This window comes from Bacteroides sp. An51A (assembly GCF_002161565.1).
GTDB lineage: Bacteria > Bacteroidota > Bacteroidia > Bacteroidales > Bacteroidaceae > Phocaeicola > Phocaeicola intestinalis.
The window spans coordinates 125,706-147,518 of record NZ_NFIC01000001.1; the positions used below are offsets into that span (position 1 = coordinate 125,706).

The 21,813-nt window shown below is 41.6% G+C and carries 12 protein-coding genes; 1 reads left to right on the top strand and 11 read right to left on the bottom strand.

Going from position 1 to position 21,813, the window contains the following annotated elements:
- Positions 1–150: 150 nt before the first annotated feature.
- The 11 genes from rpsI to B5G04_RS00530 form a co-directional block, all read right to left on the bottom strand.
- Positions 151–537 (bottom strand): 30S ribosomal protein S9, encoded by a 387-nt coding sequence (rpsI, locus tag B5G04_RS00480; protein ID WP_087212153.1) that lies wholly within the window; start codon positions 535–537, stop codon positions 151–153.
- 6 nt (positions 538–543) lie between these two features.
- A complete protein-coding gene (rplM, locus tag B5G04_RS00485) occupies positions 544–1,005 on the bottom strand; it encodes a 50S ribosomal protein L13 (protein WP_022039235.1) in 462 nt (153 codons plus the stop codon).
- Positions 1,006–1,308: 303 nt separating this feature from the next.
- Positions 1,309–2,460 carry an MFS transporter gene (locus tag B5G04_RS00490; RefSeq protein WP_239413992.1) on the bottom strand — a complete coding sequence of 384 codons (1,152 nt, stop codon included), beginning with the start codon at positions 2,458–2,460 and terminating at the stop codon, positions 1,309–1,311.
- Between the two features lie 412 nt (positions 2,461–2,872).
- Entirely contained in the window at positions 2,873–5,227 is a 2,355-nt protein-coding gene (locus B5G04_RS00495) for a GH92 family glycosyl hydrolase (RefSeq protein WP_087395082.1), read from the bottom strand.
- Complete coding sequence (locus B5G04_RS00500; protein ID WP_087395084.1) at positions 5,224–8,703, bottom strand: glycoside hydrolase family 38 C-terminal domain-containing protein; 3,480 nt, start codon at positions 8,701–8,703, stop codon at positions 5,224–5,226. The genes B5G04_RS00495 and B5G04_RS00500 overlap by 4 nt, the downstream gene beginning before the upstream one ends.
- 7 nt (positions 8,704–8,710) lie before the next feature.
- Positions 8,711–11,854: a GH92 family glycosyl hydrolase gene (locus B5G04_RS00505; RefSeq protein ID WP_087395087.1), complete on the bottom strand. Its 3,144-nt coding sequence runs from the start codon at positions 11,852–11,854 to the stop codon at positions 8,711–8,713.
- 31 nt (positions 11,855–11,885) lie between these two features.
- A complete protein-coding gene (locus B5G04_RS00510; protein ID WP_087395090.1) occupies positions 11,886–12,650 on the bottom strand; it encodes a DUF3823 domain-containing protein in 765 nt (254 codons plus the stop codon).
- Between the two features lie 12 nt (positions 12,651–12,662).
- On the bottom strand, positions 12,663–14,639 hold the full coding sequence (locus tag B5G04_RS00515) for a RagB/SusD family nutrient uptake outer membrane protein (protein ID WP_087395094.1): 1,977 nt from the start codon (positions 14,637–14,639) through the stop codon (positions 12,663–12,665).
- Between the two features lie 4 nt (positions 14,640–14,643).
- Positions 14,644–17,712, bottom strand: coding sequence for a TonB-dependent receptor (locus B5G04_RS00520; RefSeq protein WP_087395097.1), 3,069 nt, complete (start codon positions 17,710–17,712; stop codon positions 14,644–14,646).
- Positions 17,713–17,760: 48 nt separating this feature from the next.
- Positions 17,761–18,870 (bottom strand): ROK family protein, encoded by a 1,110-nt coding sequence (locus B5G04_RS00525; RefSeq protein ID WP_087395100.1) that lies wholly within the window; start codon positions 18,868–18,870, stop codon positions 17,761–17,763.
- A 41-nt stretch (positions 18,871–18,911) separates the two neighbouring features.
- Positions 18,912–20,639 carry a class I mannose-6-phosphate isomerase gene (locus B5G04_RS00530; protein WP_087395103.1) on the bottom strand — a complete coding sequence of 576 codons (1,728 nt, stop codon included), beginning with the start codon at positions 20,637–20,639 and terminating at the stop codon, positions 18,912–18,914.
- Positions 20,640–20,771: 132 nt separating this feature from the next.
- Between B5G04_RS00530 and B5G04_RS00535 the strand changes: the two genes are divergently transcribed.
- The gene (locus B5G04_RS00535) at positions 20,772–21,500 is read left to right on the top strand and encodes a GntR family transcriptional regulator (RefSeq protein WP_087251624.1); all 729 of its coding nucleotides are present in this window, start codon (positions 20,772–20,774) and stop codon (positions 21,498–21,500) included.
- Positions 21,501–21,813: the final 313 nt, after the last annotated feature.

The window sequence follows — 21,813 nt, forward strand, 5'->3', positions numbered from 1 at the left end:
AAACCCCTTGCAGGAAGAGTCCAGACAGTTTAGATACTAAACGCCTTTTTAAGTTTTTGAGTTTTTAAGATTTTAAGTTTTGTGAGTTTAAGCTTCCATACAAGCCTTATAAACTAAAGAACTAACAAACTTAAAAACTAAGAACTCAAATTAACGTTTACTGAACTGGAATCTGCGGCGTGCTTTCGGACGACCCGGTTTCTTACGTTCAACCTCACGTGAATCACGAGTCATGAAACCTTCTGCACGAAGTGCCTTCTTGTCTTCCGGATTAATTTTCACCAATGCGCGGGCGATAGCCAGACGCAAAGCCTGAGACTGTCCAGTAAAACCACCACCGTTCAGATTTACTTTGATATCATATTTTTCAGCCACTTCCAATTTATTCAACGGCTGTTTTACTACATATTGCAGAATAGGAGATGGAAAGTACTGTGCAAGGTCTCTCTTGTTAATAGTAATCTTTCCTGTACCTTCGCTAACGAAAACACGAGCAACTGCGCTTTTACGTCTGCCTAATGCATTTACTACTTCCATGCTTGATTATTTAAGTGAATTAATATCGATTAACTTCGGAGACTGAGCTTCATGCTTGTGCTCAGCACCTTCATACACATACAGATTACCCAACAGTTTGGCACCCAGACGGTTCTTGGGGAGCATACCTTTTACAGTACGTTTCATCAGTTTTTCTGCACCGTTAGGCTTCTGCATCAAACGAGCCGGAGTAATTTCACGCTGACCACCCGGATAACCTGTATAGCTCAGGTAAATCTTGTCAGTCCATTTGTTACCTGTAAATTTCACTTTACTTGCGTTAATGATAATCACATTATCGCCACAATCTACGTGAGGGGTAAAGTTCGGTTTGTACTTACCTCTCAAAAGTTTCGCAACTTTAGCACCGAGACGGCCTACAACCTGATCGGTAGCATCTACTATGACCCACTCTTTGTTCACAGTAGCCTTGTTTGCAGAAATGGTCTTGTAACTTAAAGTATCCACTCTTAAATTGGTTTTAAAATGTTAACTACTAAAAAACTATCCTCCACGCTCCTCCTTTCCCGGACAAAAGAAAAAAGAAGGTGTCAGATTTTAAATTATACTATTTGATAATAATCGGCTTGCAAAGGTACGGCTTTTATCCGAACCCACAAAGAATTTAGGTATTTTTTTCTTTTACAGATGATTGGCAAGGCAAAACGGCAAGGCAAAACCGACCAAACAAAAAAGCTTCCGCACCTGCCCTTATCCAAAGGTATACAGATACGGAAGCTGCAAGCCGAGCACTCCGGCACAAAAAATTTTCTATCTTTCCTTGTTTGCCTTGAGTGCAAAAGCACAATATACCAGATACAAGACACATGCCAAAATGACGCACAAACCGGCCGTGATACCCGCCAGGTCAATGGCAAACCCCAGGAAAGGAGTCACGATTCCTCCTCCGGCTACGGCGGTTATCATCAAACCCGACATCTGGTTGATCTTAGAAGGACATTCCTGAAACGCATAAGAATAAATAATGGAAAATACCGAAGAGGCAAAGAAACCGATACCTCCGATACATACCAGGCTCAGTGCCGCATTACCTGCAACCAACAAGATTGCCAATGACAACGTGCACACAAGTATATTCCATCGGAAATAACGCACACCGGATATACGCGCCAATAGAAATGTTCCTAACAAAGCTCCTATCGTACGGCTCATAAAATACACCTGCGGAGCAAATTTCACTTGTTCTTCCCCCCAAGCGTAACGGGTAGCCATCAATTTCGAACTGATATAATTCGTGGCCACATCCACTCCCACAATAAAGAAAATGCCCAGAAACAATACCAGGACTGTCCGGTCTTTCAGCAAGGAAAAAGAATCCCGCACCGATACTGTTTCGCCAGCACGCTGCTCCCGCTCAATCGGGGTAAGCATCAGCCAAAAAGCAAAAAACAACGTTATCGCACCCAAAATCGGGAAACAATAATACCAATGTTCTCCACCAAAGTGCAAGGTAGCAAACAACACGATTTCCGGTCCTACCAGCGAAGAGACAGCCTTGATGACCTGGCCGGCCGTCAAGCTGCTCGTAAGTAAATTTCGGTCACGTATCACATTGTTCAGCAAAGGATTCAGCGATATCTGCAAAATGGCATTTCCTATTCCCAACAAGACATAAGCAGCAATACAGGTCAGGCTGCTATAACTGAGCAAAGGCAAGAACATCCCGACCACCGTAATGCCCATGCTAATCAGAACGGTATTTTTCCGTCCCCAAGTATTCATTTTATTTCCGACAGGTATCCCCAGAAACAAGAACCAGATAAACACCATCGAAGGCACGAACCCCGTCATCGTGGACGACCAACCGAAACTCTGCTGCATATAGTCGGACGAAATGCCGACTATGTCGCAAAACCCCATAACGAAGAATGCTGCTAAGACGGGGAAGGATTTTATTATCATCGTGATTTTCATACACTCGTCAATTTTATTCGATTTATTCGATTACTTTAATTTCTCTTTTTTCTCCAACAATTCGGTAAAAAGTCTTATCCAAACAACACCCTAGCCGAGTCTGCCCGTACTGATGACTATAAAGCCCTGTCAACAGCGTAGACCGACTAGTTCCTGATATGGAATTTTACACGAAAGATTCAGTAAACAGCATTCCCCGTTCTGCCAGTCGATCGATATTCAGCATCGGAGCAACCTTTGAAATAGGATGTCCATAAGCACTTATCGTCTGAAATGCATGGTCCTCCATAAAGACACAGACGATATTAGGATGTTTGCCTTGAGGCATAACACTTTGTTGTGCAAGCATAGTCATAGGCAACACGGATAACCATGCCAATGGAAACCGAACCTTCATATATCAATGTGTTAAGAGTGTATTTGGTGTCTGTGATAAGTCCAACGACAAATACCCTCCATTTACGACCTCTTCAAAAGGCAGCATAACCGTATTTCTTGTCTTGCCATTCAAGTTAATCGAATGAATATAACAGGCATCTTCAACATCCCGCTCTGCCTGAATCGTAAACGTATCACCTGAATAGTATTTTTTATTCAAACGAATCGTTACTTTGTCAAACAAAGGAGCCCCAATCTGAAACTGAGGATTAATTTCGGTCAAACCTTTCACATCAAACAATCCAATTGAAGACATGACATACCATGCTCCTAATTGCCCTTGATCTTCATCTTGACCATAACCATATCCGTGAATGCCCTCAACACCATAAAATTCATTCAATATGGCATGCACCCATTTTTGCGACAAATAAGGCTTGCCGGAAAAATTAAACAACCACGAAATATGAAGATTGGGCTGATTTCCATGATTGTACACTGTATTCAAACCAGCAAAAGCGTCTACCGTCTGTCCTCCTCCAAAAACATTTTTTTGCGATAATAAAAAAATGCTGTCCAAACGGGTATTAAATTCATCTTTTCCTACCATATTGACTAAATCTTCAATTTGGTGAGGTACATAAAATGTATATTGCACCGCATTTCCTTCTTGAAATCCTTTCCAAGGAGCCAAAGGATTAAAATCTTTAATAAAATTGCCTTGAGTATCTTTAGGACGAATTAAACGGGTTTCTTTATCAAACAACAACTTCCAACCTTCTGATAATTTATGCAACTTTTTATAATCCTCCATTTTACCCAAATGCTTGGCAAACTGTCCGACAGCATAGCTACTGAAACAATATTCCATTGTATGCGAAGCGGCAAACCCCGAGCCTTCTTTCGTTGTCTTCATATCAAACCGAGGTTCATAAGGAGAATAGCCACGTTCTACAAATTGACGCACATCCATCTTCCCTGCACCTTCAATTCGGTTTCTCCATTCGATTTCATTTTTCAATGCAGCTTCATAACCTAAATCCACATCAAAAGTACGTATACCACAATTATAAGCCGCAGCTATGGCAAGACTCGTAAAATTTGTCCCCACTCCGGACACATATTTGCTGCAAGCTATGCCATCTCCTAACCAACCTGCATCCTTATAAACAAGCAGCTGGCTGTTTACAAACTCAGAATAATATTCAGGATAAGCCAAGGTCCACAATTGAGTCAAATTCCAAAATCCTCCCCAAATAGCATCCGTGTTATAATGATGATGCAAAGGCTTTCCGTCTTTCCCAAGCGGTATACGCCCTACACTTCCGTCATTCTTGGGATAACATCCATTACAATCACTGGCCAACCCTCTACCAAGCAAAGCATGAAACAGTCCTGTATAAAATTTCACCTTATCATCTTGCTTGCCACCTTCCACAACAATCCTTCCCAACGCATCATTCCATATCTTGGAAGCTTGCGCATGAGCCATGTCGAAATCCAGTCCAGCCGCTTCTTCCTGCATGTTCAAACGAGCATTTTCCACAGAAGTGTAAGATAATCCGATTTTAATGTTTACAGCCTCATCTTTATGTGTGGAAAAAGTAAGATATAACCCAGCTCCCGGCCCTTTCACTTCCGACTGTCCAAGCATAATCTTATCTTTAATAAATGTGCCAACCTGATCAGGCTTCTTGTCAATCAAAGCAGAAAAATACATACGCACATTGGCACCCTTCTGATAAATATTGACATATACAGGAGAGGTCACTACATACCCTTCTACACGTCCATCAGAAGTGTACCGTACACATGCATCAACAACCTCTCCGCTTTCACCTTGCTTGTTTCCGATATCAAAAATCAGATTTGACTGTTCTGATTCCGGATAAGTATAGCGATGAAAACCGACTCTTTTTGTTACGGTAAGTTCCGCCTTGACCTGATAGTCTTTCAAAACAACCGAATAATATCCCGGATCTGCAACTTCATCTTTTTTATCAAAACGAGAACGGTATCCACCATCCGGATTATCAAGTTCTCCAGGAACCGTCTGCAGTTTACCTACAGTTGGTGCAATCACGACACCTCCCACTTGGAACTCATGAAAATTAGCAAATCCTTCTATCGATGTATGACGAAAATCATATCCTACAGCCTGCCACCCCCCAGGATTTCCTAAATGAGCATCAGTGGAAGGTGCCAATTTTGCCATTCCAAAAGGCACGGCAGCAGGAGTATAAAAGAACCAGCGACAATGAGCCGTTCCTATGTTGGGATTCACATAATCAATCAACTCTTTTTCTTCTGCATAGCCATCTATTGTCAAGCTAAACATCCCAATTACAGCTATAAATGTTTTTAAATTCAGTTTCATTCTAATTCCAGTTTTAAAGTCAATGTTTCAAAAGGTTTCATCCAGAAAGACGTCTCTGGGATATTATCCTTGAAATTCCCTTTATTATCACACTTAAAAACTCTCTTTGGCTTTATACTCCCCCATTCAAAACCAGAATGAGCTACCATACGAGAAGGGTTCATCAAGCGAATTAGCAAAGATTTTCCATCATTGCACGGACGTATCGTAGAAATAGTTATATGATGATTGCCACGCAACGTAAACATACTATCAAAATTCTTGCCAACCGACGAACAAGATGCTACCAATGGTTGAGATATCTCAATACCTTTATTTCTAAAGTCACGCACATTCGGATCAAAAGGTACAATCGTATATCTCAAAGAACAAATACCTTCTTGAGAAGCTTTGTAGTTTGTTCTCCAAGAATTATTCATTACCCACGAGTAAATCACAGGAGATAATTTTGCCGAGTTACTCCATTCCAAAAATTCTTTAGAATCTTTCAACCAAGCCTCCCCGGTCATTTCACCGATTTCCATAATCGGAGTATCAATCAAGGACAAAAAGACTCCATGCTTCATACCTTCTACTGCCACTCCATTATTTACAGAATAAAAATTCTTATTCGCTCCTGCCAATTGTTCTCGTTCCGGCCCTACTTCTTCAAAAGGAATATCCATCCGAAGTTGAGAATTTTCTACATTAAAAGGAAATTCAAAACGTATATTCTCATACTCGTAATCCTTTTTCTTGTCCAAGGTATTGACTATGTCCACTTTATCAAGTCCTGCATAAATCGTTATATCTTGAGTCAAGGAATTGCACCCAGGTGCCACCGACAGGATACGCACCGTTGCAAAAACTGGTCCTTTCTGTATCAGCTTCACATCCTTCACCTCAGCCATTTGCAAGTTTTCCGCATTCCGTGATGAATGAAAATAACGATTCAGCCCATTTCCACCTGCATAATTCCAATCACAATTTTTCATCTTCAAAGAAGAAATTGTACCATATTTACGGTTTATGCACAAAGCCAGCACATCATTCTTTAATGTATCTCCATGAAAAGAAAAAAGACTCGGATACTCCATTTTCTTATTCATTTTCTCAATTTTATAAACCTTCGATCCTAACGGAGGTACATCTTGAGCGATGAATGCCCATCTATTCTCTTCTGACGTTTTTTGAAGAAATATATGATTTCCCTGCTCATCTACTAAAATCTTCTGTGACAAATCATCATCAGAAATCAGGAAAGCCACATCTGAACGTGTCCAAGATTGCGTATTAAAAACCTGAACAAAATCATTTTTCCCGAACGACTGCAATGTATTCAATGCCTTATGATACACTAACGAAGACAATGAATCACCTTTTACAGCAAAATCACGTTTCTGTTTCCATAATAATTTCGTAAAATCAGACTCTGGCTCCGGACCACTGGCAGATGCTCCCCATGTATGTTCTGAAAACAAAACCACATTTCTCCAACCTTCTATCATATCCTGAACCGGACAATCATTTCTTCGTAATAACGACCATAATATTTCTGATTGATTCAACCGGTCAGAACTTTGACGGTTCATTGCCAATTCTTTTGCTGTAGATGCGGCACCATCTTCCCAATAAGGAGTCATATCTCCTTTAAATATAGGCAAACAATCCGCATATTTGGACTCAAAATCAGTAAACAATTGTTTTGTCGTACCTATAACGAATTTAGGATATTCATATTTTTCATTCCATTCTTTTATAATTTCCGGCATCAAATCATCAGGCGGACCATTATCTCCTTGAATTGTATATCTGAAATACGCAATATCATATGGATAAGGCTTCCTTTCCAATTCAGTAAGATATTCCCAAATAGGTTCTGTTCCACAAGACGACAACTTATCAGTCAACCAACTATGAAAAAAAGAATAGCCTTTACCTGCAGACCAAAAAAGAATCCGTTCCTTACCAGAAGCAGACTCCCAATAAAAAGGATAATCTCCCCATTCACGATGCACATTTCCCACTCTACTTCCCCCTACAGGTGGATAAAATGGAACATAATTGGGAGCCATTGAAAAATATTTAACTCCATTTTGTGCCATTGCCGTAACTATACCCCAAGAAGCACCAGGGACATCCGACATCATCGCCGTATTAATAGTAATCCCTAATTCTTTTTCCAACAAGTAAGCATCATCAAACAAATGGGTCATTTCCTCTTGTTTGCAAATTCCCGTAAGCATGCTGGCCAATGAAGCATCCAGGCCAATTACTCCATCTTTTATTGCAGCTTTCAAACGTTCTGCTTTGGGAGTCCCTTGATGCTTTTTCAAATATTCAGCCACACACCACATTGTCTCTGAATTCCAATGGAATTGTGCACCTTGTGGATAAGCCTTTGTCGCTTCTGCCAAATCCATAGCACGCTCCAAATTTCTCCACTGTAAAGCCAAAACATCTTCATGTCTATGAGTGTAACCAATATCAAGATGAGAATGAGGCAAAAAATATACCGTCCATTTTCTAGCTCCTTCAACAGAAAAAAACTTATCGCAAGTACCCTGTGGAGAAACAAATGTCACTTTAACATCTGCCTTATTTTCCATCATACCTGCCGGGAAAGTAGAAGTATATGTAGTAATACCTGTTTTAGAGGGCTGAATCTCACAGATTTTCTTTTTTCCCTCCCACTCAACAATCAATTTTCCTCCTGCATAAATCGGTTGCTCACACTCAACCGTAAACTCTCTACAAGGTCCCTCAGAAGAACGTACATAAGCCTGCGCCGCCGTAAAACGAAAATCATTGATACGAGGCAACGTGTTAACACTACAATTCTTCAGCTTATAAAAACGCACTTCACTTAATCCATAATAATCTATATTTTGATTACTATGACGGGCATCCTGTAACGTCTTTTCATTACCATCATGATAGTAATTACCTTTTTCCAAATCAGCTGTAATCACAAACGATTTCATTGTGATACCATGCAGGTCCAAAGCAAAATCCGCAGGTTCCAGTTTCTTGCCTTTAGATTCAGGTATAATAAAATAATCTTTACTCCCGTTTTTCAAGGTCTTCCAGTTCTCACCATTTTCCGAATACTGCAAATAAACTTTCTGCAATCCACGATTTGTATGGTCACTTTGATTATGATTCCAAATCTCCAACAAATCAACGGACTGCGGTTTATCAAAAGTATACATTAACCAAACGACCCCTTTATGAGTATCTTTTGTTGCAGATACCGCTTGAGTAGAAGGAACAGAAATCCACATCATATGCCCCAAATTATGAGAATGATGATAACGATTTACTAATCCACTCCCATTAATCGTCTCTATAGCAGGAAAGCCTTTAAACTCACTACTGGCTTTCACTTCTATCAATTCTTTTTTAATTGGCACATATATTTCGGTATGTTTTATGTTTGCCGATAACGGCAAACATAAAACTCCCAATATGACACCTAATAAATATTTCCAATTCATAGGTCTCTTATTTTATATATAATGTTTTAACTCCCCAGGAAGTATTAGGGGTATCCCCCATTTCCAAAATCAGTTCTCCACCTTTCAACAATTCGGATGCAGGAAAGAAGAACGTATCCAGACGTTTGCCGTTCAACATGGCACTTTGCACATATTTGTTCTTCCTCGAAACATTCTTGGCTTCTATCACAAATTGTTTACCTCTATGATAGCGACCGCCCAAATCGATAACAACCTTCTCAAAAAGAGGACTGGCTATTTCATAAATAGGTTCTACCCGACAACCCCCATCGGTCTGGAACAGTCCCAAAGCAGCCATCACGAACCAGGCACTCATCTGCCCCTGGTCTTCATCACCCAGATAAGCATTGGCTATTCCATATCCATAATATCTGTCAATGATGGAGCGAGACCATTTTTGGGTCAGCCAAGGCTTTCCTGCCCAATTGAACAAAAAGGCGAAATGCATGGATTGCTGGTTTCCCTGTACCACAGGGTGATCCCAATATTGGTCGTTCGGCGCATTATACCTCCACGACTCGCTTGCCTGAAATCCCCATTCCAACCGTTCCACAAACTTGTCTTTGCCGATAAAGTCAACCAAAGCAGGAAGGTTCTGAGGAACAAACAAACTTAACTGCCAGGCATTACCTTCCACATAATGTTGGTTAGCTCCCGACTTGAACGGGTCAAAATCCGGAACAAAATGCCCCAATGTATCCCTTAACTGACAAAAGCCATTCTCCGGATTCATGGCATTTCTCCACCACTCTCCCCGCTCGCTATACGTTTTATAGTCATCATAAAGCCCCAAAGCTTTGGCAAACTGTCCTACGGTCCAATCATCATAAGAGTATTCCATCGTATTGGAAAAGCGTCCTTTTTCCATCGGCACATAATGATACTTCAGATAAGGTATCAAATCCCGATTGCCAGCAAAACCACCAGCCACATGAGTAGCAGGAGTAGTCTGCATCTTCTTACAAGCTTCAAACGCTTTCATGACATCAAAATCACGGATCCCCATTTGATAGGCGGATACAATCTGAGGGATTTCGTGCTCTGCCACCATGACGGGAATGTATTCCATTCCTGCCGGTCCCTTCGCCAGCCAACCATTGGAATCATACAAAGCCAATTGTGAATTGACCCACTTGGATGACCATTCAGGGGTCACCAGATTCCAGAACTGGTTCAGGTTCCAGAAAGAATTCCAAAAAGCATCACAACCTAACGCAACATGATTGGGATTGGAGAATTTGCGTACCTTCTCATCAGGTGACATCCACTCGCCATTGACATCACTCCATGTGTTGCGGCACATTGCACGATACATATTCGAATAGAAACGTACTTTTTCCATCCTGTCATTCGATGTAATCTGTACCCGCGAGAATATTTCATTCCAGACATTCTTCTGGTTCTGCACTACTGCCTCAAAGTCCCAACCGAATCGGTCGGTTATTTCCGTTTTCAGATTTTCAGCCGCATTGTCTACGCTGACCAACGATATGCCGGTTCTTGCCTGCACCACCGGATGCGACTTCGTATCAAACTCGACAAACAGTCCGGCGTCCTTTAAGTCTTTTCCACTGATTGCATCCACATCCAGCACTTCATTGTTCTTCCAACCTCCAATCTTTTTTATCGGCGCATCAAACTCTATCACAAAATTCACCACATACTCCTGATCGGCATCGTTACTCCATACCGTAGGACGAGGAGACAACTGATGACTATATCCTTCAATCCGGTTTTCACCGACCTTCCGGATCTGCACATCCTTCAACAGATAATCATACTCCGCCTGAATATGCAAATCAATCATCACGCGCCCGTCTTCATCTTCCGGGAAAGTATATTTCTGGAAGCTGGCTCTTTCCGTAGCTGTTACTTCCGCCCAAATACGCGTATCGCTCAAATATACTTTGTAATAGCCCAACGGTGCTTCTTCCGTCGTCTTATCAATACGCGAACGATAACCTTCATCCGGTCTGAACTGGTCTCCTACTTTCGTAAACAGTTTGCCGTTGGTCGGCATCATGCCCAATCCTCCCATCGTCCACTCATGAATATGGCTGAAACAGCCCAATGTCTCAAATGTAGGCTGATAGCCAGCCTGCCACCCCATGTTCTGGTTGTCGGGACTTAACTTTACCATACTGAAAGGCATCCAAGGTCCCGGTGCAATCATCCAACGTGAATGAGCCGTACCCAATTGCGTATCCACATAATCCGCAGCCGTCTGCAAAGGTTGTGCAGAACGGGTCACCTTACCTTCTTCCAGTAATTGACCGTTAACGAATACCTGATACTTGCTCTTCTTACTTTTCAAGACCGCAGGCATAGGAGCTTCCAACACATAACGTGCCGTATCCAACCGGGCAGACAAAATATCCTCACCGTCCAATTTCACAGAAAGTTCCGGATTGCCAGACAAGTGTTCGACATCTACCAGCAAAGGCTGAAACTTCTTGCCTTCCTGTTCCACTTCATAGGCAGCAGGAGCCACATTACGTAAAAACGCATATTCATTGTCCGTTCCCAACCGAGCAGAAGCAGGTGCTTCCATACGGACTTGGTCGAACACAATCCAGCCACCTTCCAGTACCGAAATCGTTACCTGGTTCCCTCCAGCTTTCAAATCCTCAGCACGTAAAGGCAATTCCAACACACGCTCTTCGGCTGTTGCCCATTTGCCTTCAAGTACCTCCTTCGAGTTTCCCTTGATTTCATACTTCTGTTCCTTATTGTTCACCTTTATCTTCACTACCGAACGGCTTGGAGCAGAACCGACCAAATCAAGTACCAGTTTCCACTGCCCACGTTGTACCTTATCCAAGTTAAACAAGATATTGACATCGTGTGTTCTCCATCCGGAAGTTCCCCATGTTCCTCCCCACGTATCATCCGGTCCAGGCAAGACATAGGGGAAATCTGATTTCAAAGCAGAACGATTGATTAAATAATAGCGGTCCTCATACCCAAAGTCATGAGCCAGGAACTGCTTGTATCCCGAAGGTGCCAAGGCAAACTCTTCAGCCGAATTGTCACTGTTCCCAATCGTCCAAAGGTGATGTGCTGCATGGGCAGCCGTACTACCCATGCAAGCCATCAAAAATAACGTTACAACTATATGATTCTTATTCATTTATCTTACATTTTAGTTTTGTAATTGTTTGTTATTCCCGGTCAACAGTCTGAATCTCTTTTACCGTAGTATAATTATATACATTCTGTCCTTCTACTTGTCTGTTGATTCTGGCTCCTACACGTAAAAAGAATTTACGTGCATAAGTAGGGAACAAATTTTGAGCATTACCCTCACCCGGTCCTTGAGGTTGTCCCGTACGAATCGTAATGGTCTTATCCAAGATATCACTTACATTTTCGCCAAGCAAATGAGTGGAAAAACGAGGGCTATAGCTAAAATCTCCCACATAACTTGTTTCACTCACAAACAACCACACTTCTGCTATGTCATCCTGATAATCAGGATTATCTGTTCCTCTTGTAATTTTCACTTGAATATCAGCAGTTCCTTCTGCATTTACCACAGGTTCACCTACCCATTCCAAGCGCAGGAAAGGTTCTACTTCATAATGTAACACACATTCACCTTCAATATTTACAATTTGTTCTTCAATAGGCACAAATGCCCCTGTAGGAGTTACTCCATATCTTCCTGGAAATAACTTTGTATTTTGAAATGTTCCATCCATTTTACAATAAAAATCGTAAGGAGTCGGTGTATCGCTCCAACTATACTCCATCAAACGAAGACGCACTCCTGTAGGACCGATAGCCGTCTGGTAAGGTTCTTTTGTCACCTTGTCCACAATATCCCCTCTCAGCGTTTCAGAAGGTTCATCATAATTGTCATATCTGCATGAGGTCAATGAAATTGCCACACAAAACAATATAAATAAATCTTTAATGTATCTCATAATAAACTATTTTTAAAAACCAGGATTTTGTTTGATGTTAGGGTCTTTTTGAATCTCATCGTTAGGTATCTGTTGATAGTAATAACGACTATCATAAGTAAATACATAATTCTGTTCGACCAATTTGACATCCATAAAATATTTTGTAGCTTTTGCAGCCATAAATGCTTGTAAAGTACGATAAGTCTTGCTATTTTGCTCATCATCCAAAATACGCCAACGTCTTAAGTCCCAATAGGTTTTATTTTCGAAACCTAACTCCTTGCGTCTTTCTTTTCTTACTTGGTCAATCGTCAACTCATTTTCAGATGTCATCAAGTCAGCACCGGCACGTTCCCTAATCATATTAATGCAACGATATGCTTCCGTTTTATAAGCAGAACCATTTTCTGCATTCAATGAAACAAGTTCCGCAGCAGCTTCAGCTCTATTCAGCAGAACCTCTGCATACCGCAAATCAATCCAATTCGTTGATGACTGGTTCCAATCCGTATTCGTCTGATTAGGATCCATATATTTGCGGATAAGAAAACCAGAAATACCACATCCCGTAGAAGGATTGTACATCATACCACTCTTACCAGAACGGGCCATTCTTGTTCCATCCGATAAAGTAATCCACGTACTTTCATCATTGTTATTCACATCATTTTTTGAAAGTTTCAACAAACTGGTTGCATCATTACTGTATTGAGGCTGGTCGTCATAAAAACCTGTTGTCCCTACAGCCAATAAAGGATCAATGCCTCCTTCCACTTCACCGACATAAATACCTCGTCTCAGTTCGATAGATTCTCCTTTAAACTCATCACCCGGAAGCAACACCGTCGCACGCAAACGGGGTTCACAATGAGCAAACGGTTCCATCGTCGTATTATATAATTTATAATGACCATTCTCGTCAAAACACTCAAAATGTCCGTTTGCATCTTTATCAAATCCATCAAACATTTCAACAAACTCCAAAGTCGGGCAAATTTCTGAATGGCTTCCGCCTGTAGATGTCTGAACAGATTGTCCTACCGTTCCAAATGAATGTACATTATCCGGATACAAGAAATAGCGCACAAATATATTTTCTTCTGTATCCTTCAAGAAAATATTCACATAGTTATTATACTGAGCTTCCAAATTACCTTCTTGCCATTCTCCTTTATACAATGCATAACCACCTTCATCCACTATCAACGAAGCATCATAAGCTTGCTTGAAGTAATCCGCGGCTCTATTTTCAGGAATACCACACACTCTAGCCCCATTATATTCTAATTCTACTTCATTATATTTAGCAATAGAACCAGCAAACAGCATGGCGCGTGACTTGAATGCAGCAGCTACATATTTATTGGCACGTCCTTTTTGGTCGCTGACAAGAGGAAGATTCTCTATGGCATAATCCAAATCAGAAGAAATAAAATCCCAAATAGTTTCTTCCGAATCACGATAAAGTTGTGTTTCCTCAATAGTCACTTCTGCCGGATAATCAATAAACTTATCCACCTTAGGAACTCCACCATAACGTTTTGCCAAAGCAAAATAAGCATAAGCCCGAACAAAATGAGCTTCAGCTATCCAATGCTGTATATCTGCCGCATCGTGATTTGATGCATAATTGGGCAACTCTTCCATCAAATAATTAGCTTCACGAATCAATGTATAAGCATGATTCCAGGCATTGAAACTTTCGTATCTCACTCCTGTAACATCACGGCTTATAGCTTCTCCGCTCCAGCAAGAAGGTTGTTCACGGGGAGCATCCCCACTTCCGAATCCCTTATTATATACATAACGGAAATCTTCCATCGGTAACATGCTGTAAAGACGTGCCATATAAGCAGTCACTCCATCACGAGAGGTCAGAATTTCATTATCTGTAACAATATTCAACGGTGGAATTTCCAAATCCACACAAGACGATATACTACCCCCCATTGCAGCCGCAAATAAAGATATAAATACGTAAGAATATATTATTTTCTTCATCTTCATGACATTAGAATTTAAGATTTAAACCAACTGTTATTGTTTTATTCAACGGATAGTTATATCCGTAGTTACTGGACGGGAATTCCGGGTCACAATATTTCAGTTTTGTGAATGTCAGTAAATTATAAGCGCTCAAATAAATACGAGCTCCTTTTACATTCACTTTCTCCAACCATGCTTTCGGGAATGTATAACCCAATTCGATATTTTTCAATCGTAAATAAGAAGCATTTTGCATATTAAATTCCGAATTCTGATTGGGTAATGAACCTGTATAAGCATAATACCCTTCTACCCATGGCTGAGACGGATCGTAAGGATCAGCAGTTGAGTCTACCGGATGCCAACGATCCATAAACTGGTCAAGTGCATTGGTGTTCGCCCATAAAGGTTGATATAACAATTCTGTATATGAAATGGTACGCATTCCGGCACCTTGGAACAACATGTTCAAATCAAAGCCTTTATATTGGGCACTAATTGTAAAACCAAAATTCAACATCGGACGGTCTCCGCTATAAGATATAGGATGAACATCCAAATCATTTATCCATCCATCACCATTCCAATCCACATAATTGTAATCACCAAGAACTGACCCTCTTCCCACATAAATAGGATTATAATAAATTTGATCCCAAGATGTAAAACGTTCCCCTGCTTCATATCCCCACCAGATATTACTGAAACGATCATTCGTATTCTCCTTCCAATTCAAATACGAGTTTCCTTTACGAGCCATTTCAACATGGGTATTTAATGTACGTGTAAAAGCCAAATTTCCTTTTACTTCATAGGTAAAATCATTAACCCGATTACGGTGGCTTAATTCTATTTCAAAACCACGAGAGATATCTCCATTCAAGTTTTCTTGAGGCAAAGAAGCACCAACCAATCCAGGCAAACTAGCATTTCTTGTTGTCAATATACCTGTACGTTCCCGATGAAAATACTCTACTGTCATTCCTAACAACCCATTCCAGGCATCTGCATCCAAACCGACATTCAAGGTTTTCGCTTTTACCCAAGAAATAGATCTATTTGCAGGACCTTTATTGACTACACCACCAATCCAAGCTCCATCAAATACGCTACCTCCACTGGGATACGTATAACCTTGCAGAAATTGATAAGCCAACGCACTATCATCTCCCAAAATACCATAAGAAGCTCTTAACTTGAAATTGTCAATGAAGTTTAATTTTGAATTTTTCCAAAATTTTTCTTCCGAAATTCTCCAACCTCCAGAAACAGACGGGAAGGCTTTCCAACGTGAATCAGAAGGAAACATGGAAGAGCCTTCATAACGGAAAGCCACTTCGAACAGATATTTAGACAGATAATCATACGTAAAACGACCTATCAATGCTTTATTTGCACGTTCGTACAAAGCTCCAGAATCTGTACTCTGATTGAACTGCTGATTTTCTGACATACCGGCAAACACTTGATCTATAGGCAATGACAAATCTCTTCTACCCCAAAAATTATCCCCTTCTTTATGCGACTCTTCATAAACCAGCATACCGCCGACATTGTGCCCATTAAAATCATGTGCATAATTAATCTTCGCCTGCCACAGGATATTATCTTTTCCGTAATAATTACGCTGAACATAAGAAGGATCCAACCAAGTATATTCCTGATTATCCCGATAACTATACCATGTTTGACGATATTGCTTGTTCTCATTCATGATATAATCGTAACTGAACAATCCGCTAATGCTCAGTCCTTCGACCCAGGGCACTTCATAAGTAGCTCCCATACTGGACTGAAACCATTTACTTTTATATACACAATAACCCACATTATCAGAATTCATAATGGCTACAGGATTCATCAAGGTAGTGTTGGAAGGTTGATAAAATTTCCCTGCCGCTTCATCTTGATAAATCGGATCCAGCGGTGTCATCAACCACATGGCTCTCACGATATCAAAAGAAGAATATGTCGGAGTATTTCTTTCATCCATCATTCCAAACAATTTCAAATCCACGCTTAAATGATCAGTGATTTTTGTATTGATATTGCTACGGATATTGAATTTTTTATAATTCATATCATCCGTCTTCAAGAAACTTTCCTGATACTGATATCCAAAGCTTGTGAAATACTGAGTACGCTCAGTTCCACCACTGATATTGATAGCATGCTGCGTTTGCGGAGCAGTATTTTTCATTACGGCTCCTTTCCAGTCTGTACTTTGCTTCTCTCCAGTACGGTAAGGTTCAAAATCAGCATCTGTATAAGTCAAACCTCCTCCGTCTACTTTATGCATACTGATTTCATTGGCTAATGTCATCCATTCTTGAGCATCCACCATATCAGGGAAATTAGAAGGCTTTTGCCATGTAAAGCTACCCGAATACGAGATTTCCGGTTTTTTGCTCATTCCTTTTTTAGTAGTAATCAAAATTACGCCATTAGCTGCACGCACACCATAAATAGATGCTGATGCATCTTTCAATACTGAAATGGACTCAACATCTTCCGGATCGATACGCGCCATGTTATCACGTGGAATACCATCAATAACCACCAACGGATTACCTAAACCACGAATATCAATATTTGTATTGAAAGCTCCTGGTTCACTGGAGTTTTGAACGACACGCACACCGGCAATCTTACCGGTCAGCATATTCGACAAATCTTCATTTTTAGTCGTAACCATTTCTTCCGTGGATATTGACGAAACGGCTCCTGTCAATGTTGCCTTTTTCTGGGTACCATATCCAACAACAACCATTTCATCAAGCATTTTCGTATTTGACTGCAATATAACCACCATGTCTTGCTTCAAATCTTTTCCTGCAATGATTAAGTCATTATATCCCACATACGAAAATTTCAACTTAGAAGCAGGTGTCACTTCCAAAGAGAATCTACCATCCATATCAGCAATTGTTCCTTGTTTTGTCGATATGTCCTGTACACTTGCACCAATCAAAGGTTCACCCGCATCATCCTTAATTATACCAGATACAAGCCGCGATTGCCCTTGTGCCAATACAGGCACAAAAGACAACGAAAGCAACAGGCAAGCCATAAACCACGTTATTACATGTTTCATAATTAAATTAAGATTTAACAGTTAAAAATATATCTATCATTGTAACACCTATTGAAAACTAAAATCCAATTGAGACAACGCATACGCATAAGCACCGCGCATAATGGAGGAGCTGGCTCCTGACCGACTGCACATGACAGCTATGCGCTTGGAATCATTATACGGAACTTGAATGGAGGTTCCGGGGATCAGTACCTGACGGGAAGAGGAAGAAAGGAATCGGGTGCGCTCCGGCTCTTCTTCCCAATTATATACGTCCATTTGCACACAGGGGAAACATTCTCCGGAAAACATGGATACCGTGGTACGCAATTCGTTGACTAGGGAAGGAAGGATGTAACGGGAAGCTCCCATAAGCCCGCCACCTATCACAACCACACCGTCCACGATGTTCAGTGCAGAAGCTATTGCACTTCCAGCCATTTCACCCAATTCGCGGAAACTGGCTATTGCCGCCTGCCGGTCGCCTGCCCTCATCCCTTCGGCTATATCGAATATGTCTTTGGGAGTCAGTCCACCGTCTTCCGAACCGGAAAGTTCACGATAGACCCGCTTGACGGCACGGATGCTTACGCTCTCTTCACTAATCATCGACGGGTATTTCTTGTTGCGCATCAGCCAGACATCACCGCCACAACCATTGTCTCCTGTCAGCAGACGGTTGTCTATTACGACTCCCGCACCGAATCCGGTACCTAAGGTGATACCCAACAGGTTGTGATACTCGCGGTTGCTGCCTGCCGCCTTCAATGCTGCATTCACCATCGGAAGTGCTCCGGACAAAGCTTCGCCATACGCAAACAGGTTTCCATCGTTCTCAATATATACCGGAATGCCGTAACGGTGCTGCAGGAAAGGACCGAGCGCCACTCCCTGACGGAAGGAAGGGAAATTGGGCAGGTTGCCTCCTATCACGCCGTTCTTATAATCAGCAGGACCGGGAAAAGCAAAACTGACAGCCACCGGAGCGGTATCCAGTTCCTTGATGACGGCATCAAAACCCGCCACCAACGTCGACAGACATCTGTCCAAGTCATCGGAAGCCGAAGGCATGCCGATAGGACGTACTATCTGTTTATTCCCACGGATGGCAGAGAATACAAAATTGGTTCCTCCGGCATCCAAGGTCAAAACGACACGTTTATCATTTTCATACATACTATTAAGGCTTGTTTAAAGGTTTGTACTCCTTAACTGAATCAAAAGCGGACGTAGGCTTTCACCGTCACACACTCTTTTCCTTCCGACTTGCCATAAGGACGGATGGTGTATTCTCCCACGCAGGCAGGAATGATGAAGGTTTCGGCATAATGCACTACAAAAGGTTTAAATGCCAGAGTGGGACTTTCCACGATAGCTTCTTCGCCTTCCAGCAGATTGAACACATTCACGCTGTTGTTTGTTTGATGGGATACTGGAACAGAGAAACGGTGACGACGGGTTTCGATAAACTCATTCGCATGCAGCCCGGTACGCTCTTCAGTCCATCCTTCCCCTTCTGCAATCGGAGTCACACAATTACGCAATTTCTCGTACACATAATCGGTATTGCGGTTCCAGTTTATCACACATTTGCCACGCTCCACATTGATAGGACGAGGTTTGCCGTCTAATCCCAAACGCTGCCAGTCCCACAACTTGAACGTAAACAGATTCGGGGTCGAGCTGATCTCAAGCACCATACTGCCGGCTCCCGAACAATGCACCGTACCGCCAGGAATCAGAAAATGGTCGTGCTTCTTTGCCGGTATCTTGTTGACATACTTCTCTGCATCGAATACGATTTCTCCGCGCTGTGCCCTGCGCAAGTCTTCTATCATCGCTTCCCGGTCCACACCGTTCTTGACACCCAGATATACAACTGCGCCTTCTTCGGCATCCAGCAGGTAGTAGCTTTCATCCTGCGTGTAATACATACCGAAATTCTCGCGGATGAACTGCGTAGTAGGATGTACCTGCAAGCTCAGATTGCCGCCTCCAATGGTATCCAGGAAGTCGAAACGAATCGGAAAGTCTTTCCCGAAACGCGCTTCTACCGGTTCGCCCAGCACTTCTTTGCTTTTCAGCAGAATCAAATCGACCGAAGGCAATTCGAAACGCACTCCGTTCACTTCGAAATATAGGCTGTTCTCTTCAGGCACACAGTCGAAACACCAACCATAATTGGACTGACTACGATCTAAATCGCATACATCCTTCATCCATTGTCCGCCCCACGGAGCTGGGTCAAAGAACGGAACCACACGGAAAGGCTTAGCAGCTGTCTTTTCAATACCTTTAAAGAAAGTGGCACGGTCTATCATCTTAGGCTGTCCGGCAATATGCGTATCCAACCAAAAATCCACCTTACCGAACAGAGAGTCTTTATAACGGTCGCAAATCCGCCAGTCGTTAAAGTATCCTCTCTTATATTGAAGAGAGACAGCTTCATTCCGGTTGTCCACCCCTAAAGCACGGACTTCATGACGGCGGAAACGCTGCTGGATTTCCCAACGCGCCATATCCACATACACCAGCGGAGCGTCCGGAACAACCTTGCTTGCTCCCGTTCCCAACACAACCACCGGCATATCCGACCGACTGATACATTCCTGTGCATCGGCAAGCTTGCCGGCATCAAAATAATCATCCAATGACAAATTGGTTACATAACCGAACAACACATCATCGGTCATAAAACGTTCCGTCATACGTTTGATTTCCACTTCGTCTTTATACAAGTTGCAAACCCGGACGATTTGCACCAAAGGCAGAAGCGAAAGTTCCTCCAGCAGTTCCTCTTCGTATACACCGGTGTAACAATCCACCGCCAATACACGAGACCGGTTCAGCATGCCTTCAAGCACAGTACGCACTTCATCCCAACCTTGAAAGATTTTACCTTCAATTTGAGTGGCAGGAAATTTGTCGTAGTTTGACTTTCTCATACAGCTTAATTCTTTATTTGTTTATACATATATATTGTTTGTGCAAATATATGAATAATATTTTATTTTATGCAAGAGTTTAAAGAGAAAAATTTTTTATTATATTTGCAATAAAGAAAAAACATTACAGAAATGAACATAGATCACAACAGCAACAAGCCTCTACACATACAAGCAGAGGAAATTTTACGAAATCTCATTGATTCTGACGAATATAAAGACGGGAAATATCTTCCTAACGAAATTGAGTTGTCGCAAAGATTGAACATTTCCAGAAATACCTTGCGACAGGCAATCAACAAACTCGTATTCGAAGGTTTGTTGGTACGTAAGAAAGGTGTAGGTACAAAGGTTGCAGATAAAAGCATTGTGGGAGGAGTGAAAAACTGGCTCAGTTTTTCACAAGAGATGAAAATGCTGGGAATAGAAATACGCAATTTTGAATTGCATATCAGCTGGAAGAAACCGAATGAAGAAATCTGCCGTTTTTTTAATATGGATCCGGTACAACCTGTAAAATGTATTGTTTTAGAAAGAGTCAGAGGAAAAAAAGAATATCCGTTCGTCTATTTTATCTCTTACTTCAATCCTAAAATTCCTTTGACAGGAGAAGAAGATTACACACGGCCGTTGTACGAATTGCTGGAAAAAGACTATAGTATTGTCGTAAAGACCAGTAAAGAGCGAATTTCCGCCAACCTGGCAGGCGAACAGATAGCAGACAAATTGGACATCCAGCCAACTGACCCGATCCTGATTCGTCAACGATTCGTATACGATATCAATCAAATGCCTATCGAATATAATATAGGATATTATCGGGCTGACAGTTTTACTTATACAATAGAAGCAGAAAGATAAAGACACAACTCAGCTCCTGTGAAAATACAATATAACTGCGTTTACTGTAAGATTAATAATCTTACAGCCTGAAGATTATTAATCTTGCCAGACTTACTGCCAAATTATCACGCGGTAAATGTTTCTTTAAGAATCGGGTAGGAGGTAAATGCTAATCATAGAAAGGCATTTGCCTCCTACTTTCACATTTACCGACCTCCCACACCACCGTACAAGCGGTTCCGCATACGGCGGTTTCGCGCTTTCTCATCTCACGATGTGTGGCAAGTTGTTTTCAGCCATCCCTCGGACTAGCGTCACTCCTACTCTATTG